The 24,604-nt window shown below is 42.7% G+C and carries 10 protein-coding genes; 1 reads left to right on the plus strand and 9 read right to left on the minus strand.

Features of this window, described 5'->3' with window-relative positions; all coding sequences use genetic code 11:
* A partial coding sequence (locus WD048_06145) for a hypothetical protein (GenBank protein MEX0811777.1) occupies positions 1-220 on the plus strand: 220 nt, incomplete at its 5' end.
* Positions 221-251: 31 nt separating this feature from the next.
* Here WD048_06145 and WD048_06150 read toward each other — a convergent pair.
* The 9 genes from WD048_06150 to WD048_06190 all read right to left on the minus strand — a co-directional run.
* On the minus strand, positions 252-8,363 hold the full coding sequence (locus tag WD048_06150) for a gliding motility-associated C-terminal domain-containing protein (GenBank protein ID MEX0811778.1): 8,112 nt from the start codon (positions 8,361-8,363) through the stop codon (positions 252-254).
* 120 nt (positions 8,364-8,483) lie between these two features.
* On the minus strand, positions 8,484-13,847 hold the full coding sequence (locus WD048_06155; protein ID MEX0811779.1) for a hypothetical protein: 5,364 nt from the start codon (positions 13,845-13,847) through the stop codon (positions 8,484-8,486).
* Between the two features lie 9 nt (positions 13,848-13,856).
* Positions 13,857-14,687, minus strand: coding sequence for a 50S ribosomal protein L11 methyltransferase (prmA, locus tag WD048_06160; protein MEX0811780.1), 831 nt, complete (start codon positions 14,685-14,687; stop codon positions 13,857-13,859).
* A complete protein-coding gene (gene tpiA / locus WD048_06165; protein MEX0811781.1) occupies positions 14,687-15,457 on the minus strand; it encodes a triose-phosphate isomerase in 771 nt (256 codons plus the stop codon). Before tpiA ends, prmA begins: the two co-directional genes overlap by 1 nt.
* Positions 15,454-16,641 carry a GlmU family protein gene (locus WD048_06170; GenBank protein ID MEX0811782.1) on the minus strand — a complete coding sequence of 396 codons (1,188 nt, stop codon included), beginning with the start codon at positions 16,639-16,641 and terminating at the stop codon, positions 15,454-15,456. The genes tpiA and WD048_06170 overlap by 4 nt, the downstream gene beginning before the upstream one ends.
* A 361-nt stretch (positions 16,642-17,002) precedes the next feature.
* Positions 17,003-17,494 (minus strand): T9SS type A sorting domain-containing protein, encoded by a 492-nt coding sequence (locus WD048_06175; protein MEX0811783.1) that lies wholly within the window; start codon positions 17,492-17,494, stop codon positions 17,003-17,005.
* Positions 17,491-18,927 carry a tetratricopeptide repeat protein gene (locus WD048_06180; GenBank protein MEX0811784.1) on the minus strand — a complete coding sequence of 479 codons (1,437 nt, stop codon included), beginning with the start codon at positions 18,925-18,927 and terminating at the stop codon, positions 17,491-17,493. The genes WD048_06175 and WD048_06180 overlap by 4 nt, the downstream gene beginning before the upstream one ends.
* Before the next feature lie 148 nt (positions 18,928-19,075).
* Positions 19,076-23,254 (minus strand): DUF1566 domain-containing protein, encoded by a 4,179-nt coding sequence (locus tag WD048_06185; GenBank protein MEX0811785.1) that lies wholly within the window; start codon positions 23,252-23,254, stop codon positions 19,076-19,078.
* Positions 23,255-23,576: 322 nt separating this feature from the next.
* The coding region (locus tag WD048_06190) for a hypothetical protein (protein ID MEX0811786.1) at positions 23,577-24,604 on the minus strand (1,028 nt) is incomplete at its 5' end.

A 24,604-nucleotide genomic window follows, 5' to 3' on the forward strand; every position in this document is an offset into this window, starting at 1 on the left:
CCCATCATGGAAAGATAAGGAATATATGCGGCATTACACAATTAATTTGGTATTACTCTCACAAGCAATCAGGGCAAAAGCATCGTTGATTGGTGGGAGATTGCCACATTTTTCTTCATTTCCCGCCCGAATGCCCGCCTGTCCTAGTTCGGGCAGGCATTACGAAAAATTCGCCCGCCTGCATGGCTATAGTCGGGCAGGCAATGACGATTCTTTGTAGAGGTTTTTTTGATGTAATCAACCTGCACATCCTACCTCAACAGCGTCAAGCTCCCTTCCCTTTTGATCAGGTCTTTGTCGAGGAAATCGGCATAGACGCGATAGACATAAACTTCGGATTCTAGCAACCTACCATTATAGCGACCGTCCCAGCCTTCTTCAATGTCGCGGGTTTCAAAAACCAGGGTGCCCCAGCGATCGAAAATCTGTAGGTGAAAGCGCTCTACGCCCAGGGCATAAACCCGGAATTCATCGTTTTTGCCATCATTGTTGGGAGAAAATGCATTGGGAATATAAAAAACCTTGTCCGGCTTGATTTTCACAATGAAATTAGTATCTGCCTTACAGCCCATTTCATCCGTTATTTCAAGCGTATAAAGCGTTTCCTCTATGGGCGAGGCAAGCGTAGTTTCGCAATTGTCGCAATCCAAACCATCGGAAGGCGTCCATTCGTAGCGGTCAATGAAACGACCATTGGCAAAGAAATCCGTTAAAATTTCCACTTCATCGCCCAGCGCAATTTCATATACCGGAGTATCGGTTTTCACCCACATGGGCTGCGGCTGATTGATGGCAATCTCCTCATAAGATTTACAGGAATTGGCATCCGTAATCGTTACCGCATAATTTCCTTCGGACAATCCCGAAATTTCGGCAGCGGCCCCCGAAACATTCCAAGCATAGGTATAAGGTTCGGTTCCGCCCTCCACTACAACAAAAGCTTCTCCATCCGAGCCATCAAAACAACTGACATCCATTCCGCTAATAGAGCTCAAAAGACTATCGGGCTGTGAAATACGCACGGTATCAAAAGCTTCGCAATTATTGGCATCGGTTACCAAAACGGTATAAATGCCCGTGTCCAAATTGGCAATATCGGGCGTTTGGGCTGCATTGGACCAATCGTAATCATAAGGTGCTAATCCGTTGGTGGGCGTAACTTCTGCTGTACCGTCTGCAAAATTGTGGCAAGTTACATCTACCCAGCTCCTATCCGTTTCCAATTGATAGCCATCTTCCAATTCTACCGTAATGTGCTGCTCACAGCCATTTTCATCCGTAACCGTTGCGGAATAAATACCCGCAGTCAGGCTGTCGATTGTTTGGGTCGTTTCATTGTTCGACCAATTGTAGGTATAGGGCGCAATGCCTCCCGAAGGAATCAACTCAATACTGCCATCGCTGCCGCCCAGGCAATGCACAATGCCAATGGTGGTGTCAATGGAAATGGAATCGGGTTGTGTGAGGGCAATGTTGTTTTGTGTTTCGCAGCCATTGGTATCGGTTACGGTTAAATAATAGGTGTCCGCAGCCAAATTATCAATGATAGAATCGCTGTCATTATTCGACCAATCGTAGAAATAGGGATGCGCTCCGCCCGTAATGCTTGAAGTGATTTCCCCATCCTCCGCAGCAAAGCAACTCACATTGTTTCCGCCAATATATTCCAAATCAGAAAGACTGCTGACCAGGGAATCGGGCTCGGTGAGTGTTACATCAATCACATAATTGCAATTATTGGAATCGCTGATGGTCAAAGTATAATTGCCCGCACCAATATTCGCCAGCGGAATGCCCACATCATTGTTGGACCAATTGTATGCATAGGGCAATGTCCCGCCCGTGGTGGCAATATCCACCTGTCCGTCCGTGGCATTCAGGCAACTCACATTATTTCCTCCGGGATATTCTAAAATATCGGCCGTTCCCAGCAAGCTGTCCGGTTGTGAAATTTGCACCGTATCAAAAGCTTCGCAATTATTGGCATCGGTTACCAAAACGGTATAAATGCCCGTATCCAAATTGGCAATATCGGGTGTTTGGGCTGCATTGGACCAATCGTAATCGTAAGGTGCCGATCCATTGGTGGGCGTAACTTCTGCTGTGCCATCCTCAAAATTGTGGCAAGTCACATCTACCCAACTCATATCGGTTTCCAATTGATAGCCATCTTCCAATTCTACCGTAATGTACTGCTCGCAGCCATTTTCATCCGTAACCGTTGCGGAATAAATACCCGCACTCAGACTGTCGATTGTTTGGGTCGTTTCATTGTTCGACCAATTGTAGGTATAGGGGGCAATGCCTCCCGAAGGAATCAACTCAATACTACCATCGCTGCCACCCAGGCAATGCACAATGCCAATGGTGGTGTCAATGGAAATGGAATCGGGCTGTGTGAGCACAATGCTGTTTTGGGTTTCGCAGCCATTGGTATCCGTTACGGTCAAATAATAAGTGTCCGCAGCCAAATTATCAATGATAGAATCGCTGTCATTATTCGACCAATCGTAGAAATAGGGATGCGTTCCGCCTGTGATACTTGAAGTGATTTCCCCATCCTCTGCATCATAGCAGCTTACATTATTTCCGCCAATATAAGTCAATGCAGAAAGTGAACTAATAAGCGTGTCTGGTTCTGTGAGGGTGACTTGAAGTGTATCTATACAATTGTAAATATCTGTGATACTTAGGGTGTATGTTCCAGCACCGACATTTGCCAATGGAATACCAACATCATTGTTTGACCAATTATAACTGTAAGGAGGCGTTCCTCCTACTGTCGCCACATCCACTTGTCCGTCTGTTGCATTCAGGCAACTTACATTATTTCCTCCGGGATATTCCAAAACAGTAGCTGTTCCAATCAAACTGTCTGGCTCTGTAATGTCATAATTCGCAGAATCCACGCAGCCATATTGATCCGTGAGGATGACATAATAATTTCCAGCCCCGACATTTTGCAGGTTTTGGGTTTGATCTCCATTCGACCATTCAAAATCATAAGGCGTATTGCCGTTGCTCGCAGAAATTTGGATTTCCGCATCTTCCAGGCTAAAGCATGTTACATTTATAATCGTATCCAATGCAATTTCCGGTAGCGGGCGCACTTCTATGGTATTGCTCGAAGTATCGGTACAGGAATAAACCGGATCGGTATAGGTGTAATAAATGGTATGTGTGCCCAATCCAGTAGTAGCAGGATCAAATTCGCCAGCACTCACACCCGTTCCAAAATAAGTACCTCCAGCAGGCGTGCCCTGTGTCAAAACCAAAGGATCGGCATCCAGGCAAATATTGCCAAAGGAAGCTACATCGATTACCGGCAAAGGCCGAACAATTACCTGCTGCTGACTGCTGTCCGTACAGCCATTTCCATCGGTATAGGTATAGCTGATGATATGCGTACCAGTGTCTGCATCGGCAGGACTGAAAATATTTCCGCTCATGCCCGTTCCAGCAAAAGTGCCACCTGCGGGACTTCCCGTTAACGCAGCCTCGGGCTCATTTACGCAATATTCGACATCCAATCCACTAAAACTTACCGTTGGCAAAGGATTGACGATTGCCCTTACCGAATCGATGGAATTACACAAGCCCATATCCGTAGTCAAAATATACAGATGCGTATCTGCCACACTGCCATTATTGGGCATGGAAAAAATCGGGTTGGCAATATTGGGATCGCTCAAGCCCGCAGCGGGACTCCAGGAATAGCTGTAGCCATTGAAATTTGCAAAACCCATTTCAAAAGATTCTTCCGAACATACTGTGCTGTCCATTCCTGCATTGATCAGGGGAATATCATTGATCAGGGTTTGATTTCCATTGCACACACAATGGGTTTCTTGCGGATCAATCTGCACTACAATGGGACAGGTTTCCCCAGAATTGAACACATGACTAGAATTGTGAAAATAAGTGCCTCCATTTGAAATTTGCTGTGTAATGGTATCACTTGCCAAAAGCACATCACCGGGAGAAAAATCCCCACTGCCATCCGCATCGTGATAGTAATTCAAAATGGTATTGTTGCCCGCATTGATGGTCTGTCCGAAATTTTCCAGCACAATATCAAAATCCACTTGTTCGGTAGAGTTGCTCACAGGCTGGGCAATGGCAGTAGCTGAGGCAAATTGCAAATTCGCCTTGTAGGTGTAAACAGGAAGGCTTTCCGAACCCGTTACCACACGAATATCACAGGGCTGATTGCTGACCACACAGAGAATATTATTGGAACTGATGCTCGTGGCCTCAAAATCTGAAATATCACAGGAAAGCTCAGCTGCATCCCCCTCGTATTCAAAACTAAAGACCACACTGTCGTTTACCGCAGTACCCTGTGGCATCGACCAGGCAATTCTTTGTCGATTGTTCAGCATGGTGGTAGATGGATTATTATGTGCAGGTGCATTATAAATGCCATTGAAGGAATTGGGAATCAATGTTACATTTTCCGGCAAATCAATATAAATGGAATCGGTGGGGCCAAAATCCAGGGGCCCGGTATTCACGATGGATACTTTCATTTCCGAGGCATCATTACAAGGGGAAATATAGGTAGTTGTCAAATCAATATCCGTAAAATAAGGTTCTGTTGCTCCGGCAATGGTCAATTGCGAGGAAAGCGTAATTTCCTGTCCTGTTACCTGTCCACAGGCACTTTCTCCCTGAAAATTGAAACCGATCAAACTACCGGAAATATAATCGCAACCCGTTTCCACCTGAAAATCTACGGTAACGGTATTTAAATTTTGACTCAGCAAACCTTTTAAACCTGCGGTATCCAATTGTAAATCATAGGAAGACAAATCCCATTCCCACATGGTACCACCCAAAAACACAGGATCGGGAATTATCGACATGCCACTGCCGGGGGGATATTCCATTTGTGCTGTTCCAGGCACAATGGTCACGCCAACGGGCAATACGACCGTAAGGCTCAAATCATAGGCCGTGCCCAATTGGATATTTTCACCTTCCACCGTGTAGGTTGCCGTATCGCACAAATCCACGGCACTGGGTGGACTGAATACATTGGCCACAAGGGTGGGCGATTGCGGGGTAACCGTTAAGGTGATGGATTCCGTATTGCAGGGGTAATCGGCCAAATCTGCCGGATAGCCCGCATTGCAATTCCAACCGGTATGCAAATCAATACTTGCTGAATTACAACTGGTATAAGAAGCCCTGATCCTGAAATTTCGCACATCAGATGCGTCAACAGTACCTATTTGGTAGATTTCCCCACTGTCTGGAATGACCTGGTTGTTGTCCAAATCATAAACTTCCTCTATTGTAATGCCATTGCTTGAGGGTGCCGAAAGCCAGGAGTTCAATGCATCAGAACTGGTGGTATTGGAAACTGAAATTTCCCACTCTGCCAATCTATTGGGCGCCAAAACGGAAGGCAGAGTAGATTGCAACAACAGTTCCGGCCCCTGATAGGTAATGTAATCGTGGTTGGTTCTGTTTTGATTGTTTCCGGTATTGGAATTATTAAGATAATCGCTTTCGCCAAAAGTCCAATAATAGCCCATATTGGAAGCCACATTGGGAACAACTGCACAGCTTGGAGAAAAGGTAACTTGAATGGAGCCGTAAAACCCATCATCACTGAAAGGTATAGTGCCACCAAAGGCTTCGTAATATTGTTCCACTTCAAATTCCAGCCTTTGCGCATTGGGATCTACGGGATTGACATTGATCCAAGGGTGAACATCCTGACCACCATTCCCTGCTGTTCTTCTGTGGTTAAAGCGTCCTGAAATATATTCATAACCAGCAGGCGGCTGAACTTCCAGTGTTTGGATATGTGCCCAGTAGCGGTATTCATAAGGGAAGAAATTTCCCCCAGCATAATTTTGGCAACAGGGACCAATGCTCAGGTAATAATTTTGTGAAATGGTGATTTCCTGACAAGCTGAAATATTGTAATCATTGGGTCCCCAATTGGTAAAATAATAGCCCACAATGGAAAAATTGCCCTGAAACAGGTTGCAGGAGAATTTGTCGGAATTGTCTGTGGGATTGGCCACAGGGCTCAGGTAAAATTCATTGTCCACATCGCATTCCAAAACATTTCCCCCCGGGTTGGAAGTTACTTTGTACTGCGGTTGGAATATCACCGAATCGCCCTGTAGGTATTCAAATCCGGGCGGTACACAGCCTTGAGCTATTAATACCGAAGCACTTAAATCATAATCAAAAGTTCTTGTTGTTCCTGCTGTATTTACAGTTGGTGTAAAATCAGTACAAGTGAAAGTTTGCAGACCTCTTTTAATGGTCAATTCCGCTCCCACAAAACTGACCCTATTGCCATTGGTAATCTGGTTCCTGGCATAGGCATATTCCCAAGTGGGATTGTTCAGGCTGGTATTGACCGCTCCCCTGAAATCGGCAGTGAGCGTATCGCCAAACATGGCCCTATCGGTTCTGATCAATGAAAAATCAAGCGTGGCAGGAGCGGCATCCGGCAGTCCATCTTCATTGTTGTCAGGTTGTCCATAGCTGCTTCGTGAAATATCAAAAGAAGCAATGGTCATGCCCTCGCAGCTTTGGGGACAAACAACGGACAAGGGACTGCTTTGGCAGGAAAGTGCTACTTCGCAGGGACAGTTTCCATTGGGCGCATAAAAAGATTCTACTTCTACTTGCCCCGAGCCACCGGAGGAACAAGTGCCGCAATCTACACTCAAATCAAAATTCAAGGCAGCCTGGTGCAAATTAAAAGGGGGACTGCCATTGAAAATTACTTCCAACTCATTTCCATTAGGGGTAACACTGCCTGGATTCCAAACGGCAGCTCCATTTCTGTGGCGCAGCTCCATATTTCCGGCATAGATTACACAGGGTGGCAGGGTAACCACAAATTTCCAGTAGCGATTTGGACCACTGGGATAGGAATTGCCATAATTGGTGAAAATAAAACTGAAAGCTTCTGTTTGCCCGGCACTCATTGTTGCCGGAGAACCATTATTGGCCAGTTGTCCATAAAGTTGCCGATCATGTCTTGCCAGAGTAGTTGCTATGGAATAATCATTTTCACAGATATTGGTATATGAGCCAGCATATTTCCAGCCATTGATATTTCTTGACCCATTTCCTCCACCACAGCTTTGTACGCAACAACTGTAGGAATCCCATCGGATATAAACTGTTTCTCCGGCTGGAATAACGGGGATATCTAAAAAAGCTCTGGCTTTAGGATTGGGCGCAAGACAGGAATAGGCACTATTATTTGATGTGGAAGTGGGTGTCAAGGGGTCAACAGAACCGGCACCAAATTGAATGGTAAAACTGTTTTCATCAATTCTGGAACGAAGCCCGGTAGTGAAATTTGCCCCTGCAGCCTGGAATATATCCAAAATCACATCCAGCGCATCGCCCTGCCCGGTATTTTCTATAGTTAGTGATTGCTGACTGGGCGTGGCTGTTCCCAAACAAGAATTCATTGAAGTACTGTGGCTGACCACCAAATTGGGCGTTAAATTGGGAAACACCACATTGGCACTGGAATTGGAAGCCTGGCAAATTTCGGAAAAGCATCCCCAGGCTGCTTCATATTCAGAAGCTACAGATACGCAATTGACTACCTCAACCGTTTGGCAAATTTCGATTTGTTCCCCACTGTCAAACAAAGTATCCCCGTCACCAATTTGCACAAAATCTGCCGCGCCCAGTGTAATGGTTTCTGTCAATCCATTATTGACCCAATTTCCCATATCCACACTGTTGATTTGAATGCCATCACCGTGGTCTTCAGTGAGCGTAAATTCGCTCAATGAGCCCAGGCCGCCATTGGAAATAGTAATGCAGCGGGTAAAAATATCGCCCGTATTGCCTGAATAAGTTTGGTTGGTGATGGAAGTGATGGAAAGGTTGGGCTGGCGAATTGAATAGATATTGGTAGTGTGTTCATCGTAAGTTTGCAAATTTCGCGCTCTGTAATCTACCCGGATATAGTTTTCTACCAGGTTGCCTGCTGCCACAAAACTGATGATGTCGCAGGAAACCGAGACTTCAAAACTTAATGTTATTTTATTAAGGGTGGGTAGATTGTTCAGCTCGAAAATAGGGCGTGAAAGATCGGAGATGTCAAACTCAGTGGCACCATTAATGCTTCCCGGCTCATATAAAATACCATCGGGCATATCTGCCGTAAGAAAAATATTTCTGAGCAAGGAGGGCGAGGGATTGTAAATTTCAATTTCAAAAGTCTGAGGAGGTGCACAAACCGTCATTTCACCGGGGACAGTACTTGTAATGGAAACCATATTTCCCTGGGAAAAGGCGTGCAGGGAAAGAAAAACAATACATATCGATGCAATTGCCCGGATAAAATTCAAGTAAAAAAACTTCATTTCAAACTATAATTGGCTTATTCAGAAGTCTAATTTACGCTAAATTTTTATGGGATGCATAATCCAAATTCTAATGTATGACCTACAAGCCCAAAGGAACTGAATTCATTTGTTTTGAGATTATTCTTCCTCTTCCTGATCCTTATTTTTCCGCTCCTTTTTAGACTTCTTATCTTTTTCAGGTTCAGTCGTTTCCTCATTATTATTTGGATCAACTTCTGTAGATTCCTCTATAGCAGATTCTTCAGGGTTCGTTTCTCTTTTCTTTTCATCAGATTCTTCGGGCTCAGAACCGGATTCTTCAACAGGTGTTTCCCCTTTTGCCGCCTCCTCTTCCAATTCAGGTTCATCAGTTTCTGCTTCTTCATCCGTACTTGATTCTTCACGAGCAATTTCTTTTTCAGATTCCTCAGGCTTTTCTGCTTTTTGCTTTTTCTTTTTGGAAGATTCTTCCTGTTCATGAATTTGTTCTTCTTCTGACGTTTCTTCCTCAACAGGTGTTTCCTCTTTAGCCGGCTCCTCTTCTAGTTCAGGTTCATTAGTTTCCATCTCATCATTGGCACTTGAATTTTCGGGAGTCATCTCTTTTTCAGGTTCCGCAGGCATTTCTTCTTTTTGCTTTTTCTTTTTAGAAGATTCTTCGGATTCCGGAACAGGTTCTTCTTCGGGCACTTTCTCCTTTTCAGGCTCCTGCTCTATTGCTTCTTCTGATTCAACAGGCGCATCAGGAGCTTCCTCTTTCTTACCTTCTTTTTCATTCAGCTTTTCCTCTTCCTCTTTCAGCTGTTCTAAAATGGATTTCTTTTGCTCCAATGCTTCTTTCTCTTTTTGTTTTTTAATGGCCTCAGAAATGGGGTCAAGTGACTCATCGCCTTTTTTGCTCTTTTTCTTTTCTTCTTTTTCATCGGATCCGGGCATCACCACATTGCCTTTTTCTTCCTCTTCGAGCAATTGCTGTTTGATCTGCTCCATTTCTTCTTCAACCGTAGGCGGTTCGGGCATGGTAAACATGGAGTCACTAAAAGTACCTTCTTCAATCATGCGCATACGATATACAAAAGACTGCATATTGCCATAGGTACCAAGGGTATAAAAGAAAAACTCATCACCATCGAGTTTGCTCGTTCTCTTTTCAGGCGAAATAGCTCCAAGTAGTGTATTGAAATCTTTAGAGGAAGTACCGATCTGAAGCGTTTTGTTTTTGTATGCAAAATGATACCAATCATCAAAAGTTGACTCGATATAAATATTGAAAAAATCATTGTTTTGACGCAAGCCCAGTTCTACAAAACCTTTAAGCTCTTTATTGATGGCGAGGTCTCCTGCATATGCCAATTCCAGGGTGCCTGTAGATCTGTAAATTCTGAGCTCTGGATCCCAAATCAATTCAATATTACTGAATACAATAGTGTAGTTGCTAAGGTCTTTAGGTTTTTCAAATTGACCGGTTTTTTCAATGTTTTCAATAAAAGATTTTTGATTATTATCCTTTACAAATTCAGAAATAGTATTGTAAAATTCTTCATCAATATAATTATTATCCGGTCGATCGAAACTAAACGCATTGACATCTCCTGCAAAAGTCTCAATCAACTCCTTATCAATAGGTAATTCCAAAGCAAGTAAAGAATAGAAAAGATAGGTTCTTTCTTCAAGGTCATTGACAGCTTTTCCGGCACTTTTAATATTAATTGGAGGTGTTTTGAGCCCAAAATCAAAAGTTCCTTCAGCTTCTACTTTCTTTTCTTTTTCAAAATAGCGAACAATGTTTCCATCTCTTTGCTTACCCAATAATTTGGCCTCATTTCCAAAATAAACAGCCATTTTATCATGGCCGTATTGCAGAGCGCCATTGGCTTGAATAATGGTATGGTCATCAGGTGAGGCTCCCGGAGAAGACAAGTAAGTTTTGATACCTGCAGTATCTCCTGCATTGTAATACAATCCGCTTAGAAGTGTATCGCCTTGCGGATTTTTCATATGATCGTAATGGATAAAAATGGATTCTGGGTCAATGGTATCCTTAAAAGCAAACCAATCGGTTTTCAAGCTTGTATCTGAAATACTCAGACGTGTAAGTCCTTCAAATTCGAGACTTTTCCTTTCAGAATTCAGAAAAACTTTCCCCTGATATTCCAGCATTTCATCCAGCAGAAATGAATCGGTTTCTTCAATCAGCCCTTCGGCTTTTGTTTTATAAAAAGTCTTTCTGCGCTGCTCTTCTTTTGTTACATAAATATTATCAAGTAATATGGCCTGTGGTTCGGAATCGGGATACTGATAATCCACCAGGCCTTTTCCTTTGTAATCAAGCCGGCCATTTACTACAATGTCCGCTTCATAGATTTTGTGAAAATTATTGGAAGTATCAATATGCACAGTTGCATTGCGCAAGGTGTCGAGTTTACCCCCGGGCATAATTTTGGCCTTATTGCTATCGGGGACGATTGATACATCTGCCACCCGGATTTCAGGCACCCCTTCCAGAGCTATAGTTGATTGGCTCATGTCAAATGTGGCTGTTTTTACCAAAAAACTCAAAGAGTCCTGTTCAGGATGGGTAGAAATAAATTCGGAGCCTGGACTTCCGGCAGGAGCGGAAAACACAAGAATATTGGCTTCCATATCCCAGGTAAATTCATTGATGGCCGTGCGGAACTGATTATTGGTAAATTGGGTGGGAATTCCTTCATCATTGGATTTAAACTCGCCAAAACGCTTTTCAAAATCTATATCTGCACGCACATTAGGCGTTTCAAATGTCACTCCTTCTTCTCCTCCCAGTGATTTTATCTGCATGTCTGTTGTATCAGAAAAAAGACTTTGCGACTGGAATGCAAACTGTTCGGAAGTTAGGGCAGCCTCATTAAACTCAAACTCCCCGGCACCTTTCAATCCTTTTAAGGTAAAGAGCAAATCCCCCTCAAGCGTGGCCCCTTCTTCATACATTTTAAAAGGGTTTTCAAGACTTTTCAGGAACATACTGTCTTTGTAGGGCAGCCAATGAATAAAATTTCCTTTGGCTGAAACAAGCGGAAAAGTTACGCCCTGATGTTCTGATTGCTCCATGTGAAAGGTATCTGCAATGGTGTTCATCGAATCGGGGGTGAACAAAATACTGTCTGAACTAAAACTGGTAAAAAGGTAATCTACCTTGCCCTTTCCGATCAGGCCTTTGTCGCTGAGGTGAATGCTATCGTAATAAGTAGCTTTGTTTTTATAAAGCGGAAATCCCTCTTTAGGTGTGCCCCTGGTAAAGCCGAAAGAGAGGTCTTTCTGTACGTGCAGTTTTTCTTCAAAATCAGGAAAAATATCTGCTGATACCAGTTTTCCGTGCAGGTTGGACATGTAGGCATCAAAAGTATTGAGGCTGTCAAACTCAAAGGGCTCCAGCTCAAAGTAAAAATCAGACCTGCGATAGGTGCTGTCATAGATGGATGCTTTGTCGTAATAAACAAAAGAAACATCCTGATTTACAAAAATCGGGTATTCAGGATTGCGATCTTTTCCTGATTTATTATCCGGTTCATCAATAATCATATAACCTGTCAATCCTTCAATTCTGGATTTCATGGGTTTGAATATTTCATCCCCGTCTTTGTCTTTTTCACCGGTAGGAATATTAACTGTAGCAGATGCCAAATTCGTTAAATCCACTTTAAAAGAATCATAGTTAAAATAAAATCCCTCTCCAATAAAATCGAGTCGGCCTGCAAAAGTTGTTCCTGAAAAAGCAATGTCCTGGTTTTTTTTCAGCGTTGCTTTTTCATCTTTTGGAAAGAGATACACATTCTGCGAATCTGCAATGGTTATGATACTCACGCCTTCCATATCAATATCGCTGGTTTCAAGATTGATCTGAGCGTTTGTTTTAGAACTAAATGAAGCAATACGGATTTTATCGTAATCTCTCAGCCCTGCATTGGCAAATACATAATTGAAAACTTTGTCTTTTACTTTTATAATTCCTGTAGCATCATCATAATGGATATAGCCTTCTTCTACCATTTTGTAAAGCTGTCGTCTGATTGTGTTTTCACTGTAGTTGTGATTGATGGATTTGGCAAACTCATCTGCATAAAACTCCCTGATTCCATTGCGCTCTGCATACATTTTCAATTCTGATATGGGGTTGTAATCAGCAATACCCTGAAATTTTTCCAATTCTCCTTTTTGGAAAAAATTTGCAGAAGTAAATACAGCAGGGCTTTTACCTGCACCAGTCATCATTTTCAGATCAATGGTGGGCTCGTCTAATTTCCAAACCAGTACATCGGCCACAATTTCGTGGTTGTGATAGGAATCGAAAAAGGGCGTTTTGCTGTATCCTGTATTTCCTCGATAAAGGGACAGTTCATTTATTTCTATTCTGTATTTGGCACTGAGTCCCGGGTGATAAATAGAATCTCCACCAAGGTAAACAGATACTTCAGCATCGTCACTTACATATTCATCTCCCGGCTTGATCAAAAAACGATCTGATTTTAAGCTTACTGATTTTTTTCCGTTGGCATCGATAAAAAGCAATTGAACTTTTGAAGTATCGCTCCCGGCAGCTACAATTTGTTTTCCTTCCAGGGCATAGCCTCCCAAATAACGGATATTCTCGCCCAGGTTTTTAATAGTAAGGTCTTTTCGGTAAGAAGTGAATTTTGGGTAAGTAGCAGTGGTCACTGAAGTGAGCAATCTGTTTTCATAAACGCCTTTTAAGGGAAAGTCAAAATATTCTTTGTTGTAAAACTCTACATCATGAACCGTAAGGTCGGACTTGGAAAGTTCGAAATTGTATTTTTCCAGCACCACATACACCGTGTTTTTATCCATTCCGTGTTTTGACCAGTCGGCACGACCACCATTGCCAAACCACATTTGCTCCAATGGCAAATAATGGCCCTTGGTGTTTTCTATAATAACAGTATCGTTTGAACTAAGCCCTATAAGGTCCACAGGACTGGAAACAATAACTATGGGTACAGAATCATAGCGCAACTGAATGTCGCGGGATGTAATTTTCCATGATTTTCCCCGGCTTTCGTACAAGTATTGCCCGGAAAAAAAAGCTTGTGAAAATTCTATATAAGCAGAAAAATCCTTGCTGCTTCCGCGCCTGGCACTTTCAATAATTTGATTTAATACTTTTGTCCAGTCATCAAACTTGTTTTGGTTGCCTTCAGAAAGAAACAGCATGTTCACTGTTTTCAGATAATCGTGGAAATGCGGATAGGCGCGCATGGCTTTTTCCAACATCAGGTTGTTGGTTACAATTATTTTATCGATGTCTGCATCTGAAATTTTGCCCAGTTCTATGTTTTCCAGAAATATTTCAGTGACTTCCTTACAATCATCCCGCTTTGTGGCTTTCATGTAGTTTTCCAATTCTTTCAGATAGTCTTCCTTTTCAACAGGCAATTCTTTTAATACCTGTGCATTAAGCGCATTCGCCAGAAAAAATACTGCTGCAATTAAAAACAATAGCTTCTTCATATTTTCAGTTTATGCTGCCTTTAAAACAATGGCAATCCAATTGTCTTTTTTTAATGTAGTTAACTTTTTCAATTCCGATCCTTCAATTTTTTCCAGCACTGGAGCTTCATCGGCTTCAAGCAAACCCGACAACAACAAATACCCGGATGGTTTTAAATGCTTTTTAAGCGTATGGGCATTGCTCATAATCACATTGCGCGTCACATTTGCCAGAATTACATCGTATTTATCTTCTAACAATTCTTCAGCATTGCCACATTTCAAATCTATTTTTTGGCAATGGTTTTTGGCAATGTTTTCCTTGCTGTTTTCAAAAGCCCATTCATCATAATCAATGGCTGTAACATTTTTTGCCCCCATTTTCTCAGCCAGAATAGCCAGCACAGCTGTCCCGCAGCCAAAATCGAGCACTCGTTTTCTTTTCATATCAATATCGAGCATTACCCTGATCATAGATTCAGTTGTGGCATGATGCGCTGTACCAAACAACATTTTAGGATCGATTAGAATATCGTAACTGAACTTCTGGTCGGGTTGATGAAACGAAGCGCGAACCATTACTTTGTCATCAATCAAAACCGGAGCGTAATTTTTTTCCCACTCAGCATTCCAGTTGGTATCGGGCATTAGGCTACTTTCAATACTACAGCCATTTATTCCCGGAAGTGCCTTTATTTCCAGTTCTATCTCGGCAAAAGACAGATTGCTGTCTTCAAAATAGGCTTTTATACCCGCTTCATCTTCTTCAATGCCATCTGCTCCTAGATTAAAAAGCAATGAGGACATTTGCTCTGCTTTATCATCTTTCAATGGAGAAATATAATATGCTTTCCAGGCCATTAGTTTTTTGCGTTTAGCAGCTTATAAAGTTGAATAAAATCTTCTGCTTTAAGGGAAGCACCGCCTATCAAGCCGCCATCCACATCTTTTTGGGCGAAAATCGCTTTGGCATTAGAAGGTTTGCAACTTCCCCCGTAAAGTATAGATGTAGTTTCGGCAATTTTCGTTCCGTATTTTTCTGCCAGTATTTTTCTCACAAAGGCATGTACTTCCTGCGCTTGTTCGGGCTGTGCATTTTTACCGGTGCCAATGGCCCAGATTGGTTCATAGGCCAAAACTATATTCCCCATGTTTACTTCCGATAGTTTGAAAACTACCTTCTCCAACTGCTCTTGTACAAATGAGAGATAATTGTCTGCCTCTCTTGCTTCCAGGGCTTCACCAAAACAAAAGACTACTTTTAGGCCCTGCTTCAAAGCCTGTTCTGTTTTTTTCAGCAAAAAATCATCGTTTTCATTAAAAAGTGTTCTCCTTTCAGAATGACCAACTAGCAAATATTCGGCTCCAGCTTCTTTGATCATGGGCACAGATATTTCTCCGGTAAACGCGCCTTTTTCCTCGCTGTGGGCGTTTTGTGCTCCTGCTGACAAATTTTGAATTGAAGCAGTAATTTTTGAAATATTGGCCAGGTGGGTAGCCGGAGGGAAAAGTAAAACCGGGAATTCAGGATTGTTTTCGCTAAAAAACTCCATCAACTCCCTTGCCAGGGCTTCCCCTTCTTTTGGTGTAGTGTTCATTTTCCAGTTGCCGGCCAGTATGCGTCTGTTCATTTTGCGCGAAAAGTTTTTGTCACCTCAAAAATATAAGATAATATGGCTTTTTCCTTTTCGTCCAGCACTTTATCCCTGCGGGACATTACTGTTTCGGCTACTTTAAAGGCCTTGTCGAGATTGTACTCGATCATTCCCCTGGAACCGCCCCAGGAAAATGAAGGCACAAAATTGCGCGGGAATCCGCTGCCGAAAATATTGGCGAATACGCCCACAACCGTTCCTGTGTTGAACATGGTGTTGATGCTGCACTTGGAATGATCGCCCATCATCAAGCCGCAAAACTGCAAGCCTGTATTGGCAAATGATCGCTTTGGGTAATTCCAGATTTTTACCGGACCGTAGTCGTTTTTTAGATTTGAATTGTTGGTATCGGCACCGAGATTGCACCATTCTCCTATCACGGAATTGCCCAGGAAACCATCGTGTGCTTTGTTTGAAAAGCCCTGAAAAACAGAATTATTCACTTCACCGCCAATTTTGCAATGCGGGCCAAAAGTACTTGCTCCGTATATTTTTGCGCCCATTTTCAACACTGCTGATTCGCAAAGGGCCAATCCACCACGGATCATTGCGCCTTCCATAATCTCTGCCTTTTCTCCAATGTATATGGGGCCGTTTGTGCTATTCAATGTAGTGAAATTCACTTTTGCGCCTTTTTCGAGGAATATCCGGTCTCCGACAATTTGATTGCTGGCAGGAATGGATTCCGAACTACGGCCTTTGGTCAGGAGCTCAAAATCAGATTCCAGGGCTATATTGTTTTTATTGAAAATATCCCACAGGTGATTGATGGCAAAAATTTCAGCCTCATAATTTTGGGTTTTCAATTCAAGGCCTAACAAATCTTCGAGCGAAGCGGGCAGGTCTTCCCGGTTGAGTTTCAGGGCAATTTTTTGTTCTTCTTTTATTAACCAAACACCTCTGTCTAAATTATCTATTGTTTCCACCAGTTTTTCATCCGGACACACACTGCCATTGACCAAAAGACATTTATCAGATGCATCTATTGGAAACTTTTCGGATAGGTATGGCTGCGTAAAAAAGGAGGCTTTTTGATCGAGGTGCTGTTCCCATTTTTCAGAGATTTTAAGAATGCCGATGCGGAGTTCCGCTACCGGTCGAGTATAAGTAAGGGGTAAAAGTTGTTCGCGTTCTTTTCCGTCAAAAAGGATCAGGGCCATTTATTTTGGTTTTCTTTACTCGATAATCGAGATTAAAACCTGAATCCAGCAGGTAAGCTTCTCTCGAAATCAAAAATATTTCCCTTTTAAATTAAATACCTCGTGGGTATATCTGCCTCCCCGAGCTAGTCTATTACAAATCAAAAGATTTTGTCGCACATTTTTGCATATAGGCCTTTGGAATTATACACGGAGTACTTGTGATTGTATGTTTTTGGTTTTTTGTGCAGGCTACCACGCGTGATAATGGTGGGGGCTTTTGGGAGATAGGAAGGAAATTCTGACAGGATTTGGAACCCTCACAATTAGTTTTGTGTGTTTGAATTTTGCTACAATGTGCCAGTTAGGGGTTTAAAACAAATCAGCGCAACAACTCAATCTTGAAATTTTCTACCGTCTGCCCTTTTTCATCTCTTAGCAGTAAAATATAGGTACCCGTGGCAAAGGGCGTCATGTCAATACTTTCCTTAGTAGCAAGGGGAGCGACTCCCTCTTTGAGATACAATAATTTTCCGCTCAGGTCAATCAATTGAATATTGATGGATTCAGCCTCCACTTTAGTAATATCCACAAATACTTGGCTACTGGTCGGGTTGGGGTAAATTTTCATTTCAACCGCCCTTTCAATCTCAGGCACATTGATGGTTAAATCGCTTTCGGGCTGATGGAATCCCTGGGTAATGATGATATTATTGCTGCTTTCGGTCGTGATTACTGTTTCTCCAACTGTTTGGTCTAGTTGAATTGAACCATTGCTGTAAGAAGCCCCCTGACCAGAGATCACTTGCCTTTCGATGCTCTGTGCTGATAAAAATGCTGGTAAGCTGATTAAGATTGCTAAAAGATATTTCATAATGTTTCTTTTTTTAGTTGCTGAATAAGCCAATAAGTTGCTAAGGAAGTGTATTGAAGATTTTCACCCGCCTTTGAAATTTCATTCTTTAAATTTAGGTAATCAGTTTGTCTATTTTTTGTTTTCTTTTCTTTTGCTGAAAAATATTGCTCGAAAAAATACTCCACCGGGTAATCAAAATCGCGCGATAGATCATCTTGCAAAATCATCTTTCTCTGGCTCTGAAGCTCACGCTTAGCATCATCCAATTTCCCATCTGTAATGAAACCAATAATAATGAGGTATCTCCAAGTATGCTTGAATTTTTCGTGAGAAGAAAGTTTCTCCATGGCATAGCGCATCGGTATGTCTGTTTGCTTCAAAAACAATTGCGCCATACAGTAAATATAAATGCTGTGGTAATAGAAGAGACTGGATTTAACAGCAGCTTCATTTTGCTCAAAAAACTGAATACAATCCTTGTAATTTCCTGCAAAGAACAGATTGTAAATACGCTTGTAATCGGTCGATTCGGGCGGGTCTATTTTAAATTCTTCTGCTTTCTGGAGCGATTCATCTAAATACTTATTGGCTTCCTTGAATTTTCCCATAGCTGATAAAGCTGATGCAATATTAGAGAGCAGTTGGATTTCTGAAATATTTTGATCTATAGAGTTTTCTTTAAATTTTCTCCTTAGTTCAAGCGCTTCTTTCATCACTTCCAATCTTTTTTCACCTCTTAGCAAATAGGATTTTTTGTATAGCTCATAATACCTTGATTTTTCATCTTCATATTCAGACAAATCAATTGTATTCAGCTCGTCTTGTTTCAGCTCCTGATAAAAAGATTTTGAAGAATCTGCCTTGGTTGCTATCAATCGCTTGAGGTAGGCTCTTGAAGATTCAATTTGCCGAATATTATAAAGCATCTTTTTTATTTCCTGTTGCTGCCAATTTTCCAATAGTTCTATTTGCTCCTCAAGAGACATGGAACTATTGTAACTACTACCCCCGTGAAACTTAATGATCTGATCGTAGAGTTTTGTCAGCCAATCTGGCTCATGCTTAACCTGAACCTTTTTCAGCTGTTTTCTACTCTCTATGTCAAACAAGCCATTTACTCTCCTTCTAGAAAGGGCTTTTAGCAGCAGCTCACCTTTTACTGCTTCCTCTCCTTTTAATGATTTTTTGAATTCATCTTCTACTAGATAATCATAAATGGTGTTTTTCAGTCCCCGCACTTCATTTTTCCACTGGTAGTCATATTTTTTTTGAAAAGGTTTCTTGAAAATTTTCAGAAATACTTCCTCTTTTTCAATTGTTTTAGATAAGCATTTTACAATGAAATTAAATAAGAGCAGCTGTTTCGCACTCTGCTTTTTTCCTTTCAGAATTTTGCCAATATCGTTTAGTTCCTTCTTGCTTAATTTTTCTATCAGTTGCTGCAGTTGCATAGCAGGCTAAATTATTTAAAACCCATCACTTTTTATTGCTGAATTTTAATTGATTACCGTAATATAAAAATCCATGGGGTCAGGGTTCACTCCCCTACCTAACGCCATGGAGTAATGTGCCTCAGCCTGACCTGAAATTGTCAAATAGCTAAAAAGCCCGAACAGCACGAACTCTAATTGTGTTGTGCTTAGTGTAGTAGCCCTGGTTGCCATTGTAGAAAATCTGTATCCACGCATTGTTGGTATTGTACTCGGTAGAACTCCAATAGTAGGCACTAGCAAAACCGCTGCCTGAATTTGCTGTTGCGGTAGCACCTATAGTTACTCTATTTTGATACATTAGATTTAATTCTTCTTTTGAAGGTAAGTACCAATCGCCATAAGTTTTACCACCTTCGGTAATTTGCAATTCGTTGCAAATACGTGCTGCATAAGTGCTACCATCATCACCTATGGCAACTTGTGCAGCGATGATAATTGAAGTATTAGCTTTTCCTGCATATGGCCCATCTCCTTTGGCTTGCGTATTGCCATGGGTGCCTGCATACCACCTTACTCCTGCGCTTTGGTCTTCTTTGGCACATACAAGTCCATGTTGCCCGGTTTCGTCAACCCAAAATACAATACCGCCATGGGCAAAGTCGCCTACGGTGTATGTAACACTTCCACCTTCAGCCCAACTGGCATTCCCATCCGCATCGCTGGTCAGCACATAGCCATCGCCCTGCGTGCCATCTTCATATTTCAGTTTACCTACGATATGAACCGTGGTATCTGGTGTGCTGGTGCCAAAGCCGCTGTTGCCCAAGTTATCAATGGTAAGGGCTTCTGTGCCTGCTACACTGATGCGAATGTGGTCTTCATCTGCGGTCTGTTCTACTTCTATTTTAGTATCGTTGTCGGCATCGGAAATGATGGATAGCGTATCCGTTGTAAATACTTGTGGCTGCTGCCAACTGGCATTGCCATTCGCATCGCTGGTAAGTACATTGCCACTGGCTTGTGTGCCATCAACGTATTTCATTTTGCCCACCAGGTGAAAAGTGGTGTCGGGAGTGGATATTCCAAAACCCGTGTTACCGTTTTTCAGGATGACCATGGCATCAGATCGGTTCGCATTGTTCACCCCATTTCCTACCACAAAAGCCCTGTCAGTCGCATTCCAATTGGCGCTATTGTTGGCAACATATTCCGTATTGAAGGAGCCCAGGGCTATCTCACCCGCAGCAAATGTTCTTGACCCCCATCCCATGGCCACGGAAGATTCTCCCAATGTATTCACTCCCCTGCCTAACGCGATGGAGTAATGAGCCTCTGCTAATACCTCCGACCCGATGGCTGCTGACCTGTTACCATTGGCGGTGCTTGAACGCCCCATGGAAGTTGATGACTCTCCATTAGCATTTGTATTGTATCCCATGGCTGTGGAATAGTCACTGCTTGCCGTTGTATAGTATCCCATGGCTGTTGATGACTCTCCATTAGCATTTGTATTGTTTCCCATGGTGGTGGAATTTTCACCGCTTGCCGTTGAAAAGTAGCCCAAGGCTGTGGAATTCCAACCGCTTGCGGATGTATTGTAGCCCAAGGCTGTGGAATTATAACCGCCTGCCGTTGAATAGTAGCCCAAGGCTGTGGAATTATAACCGCCTGCGGCTGTATTGTAGCCCAAGGCTGTGGAATATTGACTGATTGCCATTGTATTGAATCCCATGGCTGTGGAATTATCACCACTTGCAGTTGTATTCCTTCCGACCGCAAAAGATGAAGTTCCGCTTGCCTGATTATTATTGCCCAGAAGCGAATAAACTCCCGTTCCATTCCCATTGAGTCCCCAAATGGTATCTGCTGCTGAGACTGCGTTTTGCCAACTGGCATTGCCTGCGCTGTCACTGGTGAGGACATAGCCACCGGCCTGTGTGCCATCCACGTATTTCATTTTGCCCACCAGGTGAAAAGTGGTGTCGGGGGTGGAAGTGCCGATGCCCACCTTGGCCGCGTTGCCCAGCACCAGGCAACTGTCGCAGTCCACCTCCGCATCGGCACCAATCGCGGTGGCATTGGTCAGCCCATTCATGTTATATCCGGCTCTGTAGCCCAGCGAAGTGTTCCGTTGTCCTGTTCCTTGTAATTGCGCAGAAGCTCCTACTGCCACATTGAAGCTTCCTGTGGAGTTGTTCAGCAAAGCATACCGTCCCAGGGCGGTATTCTGATTGCCGTTAGTATTAAAGGCCAGCGTGCTATTTCCCACCGCGCTGTTGCCAAAACCTTTAGTATTGCTTGTGAGTGCACCATCTCCAAATCCGGAGTTAGCATCTCCGGTCGTGTTCTCGTCAAGTGTTTGGTATCCGATGGCTGTATTGAAAGTTCCTGTGGTATTGCTCTTCAATGTCTCGTACCCCACACCCACATTCCATCGGCCGTTGGTGTTGCTGTTGAGGGCATTATGCCCAATGGCCACATTCCTGTTGTCCGTAAAATCGTCATTGGCCCCGGCCCCCTGGCCCATGAATACGGATCTTCCGGTATTCGAGACTTCCAACCTGCCGTTGTCCATCCTGAAGAATTCCGTACCCGCCATATCAAAGCGGATGATGTCCTCATCCGCACTTTCCTCTACTTGTATTTTGGTATCGTTGTCGGCATCGGAAATGATGGAAAGGGTGTCGGTTGTAAGGATTACGCTATTCCCATCTGCAATGGAAAGTGTATCTCCATTTATGCTTAAAGTCTGATCATCGGTATCCACCGTACCTGCTGGAAGTACCACATAACCTCCATCACTTAGGAAAACAGTATCGCCCGAGAGGCTTAATATTTGTAATTCGTTAGTGCTGTCGGCATCTGCATCATCAATCAAATCTGCCAGGTTGACTTTTGCAGAGTCCCCGTCATTGATGGCGATGGTCAGTTCCGACCCAGTGAGGAAGCCTTGCAGGTCTTGCAGCTCATTGGTAGTGTCGGAATCAAGATCATTTGAGGTGGTAACAAATCCAAGGTCGTTGCTAAAGTCGCTTAGGTTGTTGGGCGTATTTGCCAAATCATTGTAATCCCCACTGAAGTTTTCAGGTAAAACAACATAGCCACCATTGCTCAAAAATACCGTGTCGCCATTGATGGAAAGCACCTGCGCATCCGTATTGTCCAGGTATTGCGAAAGATCCACTCGGTTGCCATCTTCGATTTGAAGACTGTCATTGCTGATGCTCAAGGTTTGGTCGTCCGTATCCACTGTTCCCGCTGGTAAAATCACGCTTCCCCCATCGCTCAAGAAAATAGTATCGCCCGAGAGGCTTAATAATTGAAGTTCATTGGTGCTATCCGCATCGGCATCATCAACCAAAGCTGCCAGGTTGACTTTTGCAGAGTCCCCGTCATTGATGGCGATGGTCAGTTCCGACCCAGTGAGGAAGCCTTGCAGGTCTTGCAGCTCATTGGTAGTGTCGGAATCAAGATCATTTGAGGTGGTAACAAATCCAAGGTCGTTGCTAAAGTCGCTCAGGTTGTTGGGCGTATTTGCCAAATCATTGTAATCCCCACTGAAGTTTTCTGGCAGGATTACATAGCCGCCATCCTGTAGAAATAAAGTATCATTAGAAAGTGATAAAGCCTGATCATCTGTATCAACTACTCCCGAAGGTAATTTCACAAACCCTCCATTGCCCAGGTATATGGTGTCATTTGAGATGCTCAAAACCTGTGCATCTGTATTGTCTAAATAGGATGATAAATCCACTGAGTTTCCATCTTCGATGGAAAGAGAATTATTTTGCAATGTTAAGTTCTGATCATCGGTATTGACCATTGAATTCAGAATCACATAATTGCCATTGCTGATTTCCAATGTATCAGATCTGAGATCTAAAGTCTGTAACTCATTTTGTGGGTCTGCATCTGCATCGTCTGCATTGATAACGCTTTCGGCAGTTTTGGCATGTAGGGCATAGGGTACTGAAATTAGTTTGGTGCTGCCCAACAACGTGTAGTTGCTGCCGCCATTTTCATCCATTTCTATTTGCAGCCAATATTCACTGCTGCCCCAATCTATATTGGCAAAAGTACCGAAGGAATCCACTCCGGTTCCTATCTGCAAATTAACCAAACCAAATGCATTGGTCTGTACGCTGTGGTCTTCCACATATATAAAAGCACCGGTAGCAGAACCACTTCGCAACGTGAATTGCAGGCTTACACTTTGGTTGGTAATGATGTCGCCATTGCTATTGCGCAAGACGGCCTGGTAATTGACAGATTCGGGGGCTTGTGAGAAAAGTTGAAAAGAAAGCATAATAAATGCCACAAGACTTACTACAATTGACTTTTTCATAGGATAATAAATTGAGGTAAAATAAAATTGAATGCCTGATTAATTGGTGAGATATTGCTTTAAGCGACAAGACAAAATTAGCTCTTATTAATATTTGACGGAGGATAAAAAAATAAAAAAGTGTAGGTAAAAATCAAGGTTTCGATCAAGGTTAATTATCAAAAACATTTACTCACAAACAATTACAGGAATAATAAAGAAGTGAAAAGTGTAGATAAAAACTTGCACATATTTGGCAAATCTTTTTTTAATAGAGCACTAGGAAAGTGCGATTAAGAAAATTAATTTATTCATAATTCCTGAGGTTTAAAAAGTGTAAAAATTATCTGATCTGATACCAATTCGTACCATCAGAGATAATTTCAATAGAAGTTCCATTTCCAATATTTGAAACACTAGCGCCATTTAAATTCACATAAGAAGTGATCGTTCGGACTCCGCCTGTAGAGTTTACAATGGTATAAACCCTGTTGGTCACACTAGATGCTGTGGGAAGCGCAATACTGCCTGTTCCCCCAGAGTAAATATAAACAACGGCCTCCTCATCCGGATTATCTGTCCCTGCTGCCAAACCTGTTTTGACTTTTACTCCAAGAGTTCCGTCCACATCCAGAGAGCTCACAGGTGTCTCATGGCCAATTCCGGTATTTCCGCTTTTTAGAACGGTGATGGCATTGCTGCGGTTTGATTCATCTATTCCATTGCCCACTACAAATAGCCGGTCATTTGCATTGCTAATACTGGGACTTGTAGGGGTATATTTTGTGGCATACATGCCCACTACAAACTCGTTTAAGGAAGGGGCTCTGTTGTATTGTCCAAATACAGCAGAATGATTCCCCGAAGCACGATTATTTCTATTGGCAGCAAATGACAAATAACCCGATGCGGTATCAGAAGCTCCAAATGCTGCACCACCAGTGGCTGAAACCGAATTACTTTCTCCCCCTCCTATGAAGCCATAGTCCGCAGTGATATTATTGTTTACGCCTCCCACTATCGCTGCACCTACTGCAAAATCAGTTATTGAATCGGCCCAGCCTATCGCTATGGAACTACCTCCATTCGTATAACTTTGGTATCCTCCGGCTATTGCATTTCCATTTAGTGCCTGATTTTCTTCTCCAAATACAGTCGAACTTATACCACTGGATCTATTATTCCTTCCAAAAGCTGCACCTCCTTCTCCCAATACTGTATTTTGAGATCCAAAGGAAACTGCGTTAAATCCGCTCACTCGATTAGACACTCCAAAGGCTGCTCCACCGGAAGCCGTAACAGCATTGTTATCTCCTCCTCCTATGAAGCCATAGTCCGCAGTGATATTATTGTTTACGCCTCCCACTATCG

The sequence above is a fragment of the Chitinophagales bacterium genome, assembly GCA_040877935.1.
GTDB lineage: Bacteria > Bacteroidota > Bacteroidia > Chitinophagales > CAIOSU01 > JBBDNB01.

Bases quoted from the DNA above. Each gene is read 5' to 3' on its own strand.
- WD048_06150 (MEX0811778.1), bottom strand. From the start codon at position 8,363: ATGAAGTTTTTTTACTTGAATTTTATCCGGGCAATTGCATCGATATGT.
- WD048_06155 (MEX0811779.1), bottom strand. From the start codon at position 13,847: ATGAAGAAGCTATTGTTTTTAATTGCAGCAGTATTTTTTCTGGCGAAT.
- prmA (MEX0811780.1), bottom strand. From the start codon at position 14,687: ATGGCCTGGAAAGCATATTATATTTCTCCATTGAAAGATGATAAAGCA.
- WD048_06175 (MEX0811783.1), bottom strand. From the start codon at position 17,494: ATGAAATATCTTTTAGCAATCTTAATCAGCTTACCAGCATTTTTATCA.
- WD048_06180 (MEX0811784.1), bottom strand. From the start codon at position 18,927: ATGCAACTGCAGCAACTGATAGAAAAATTAAGCAAGAAGGAACTAAAC.
- WD048_06185 (MEX0811785.1), bottom strand. From the start codon at position 23,254: ATGAAAAAGTCAATTGTAGTAAGTCTTGTGGCATTTATTATGCTTTCT.
- WD048_06170 (MEX0811782.1), bottom strand. From the start codon at position 16,641: ATGGCCCTGATCCTTTTTGACGGAAAAGAACGCGAACAACTTTTACCC.
- tpiA (MEX0811781.1), bottom strand. From the start codon at position 15,457: ATGAACAGACGCATACTGGCCGGCAACTGGAAAATGAACACTACACCA.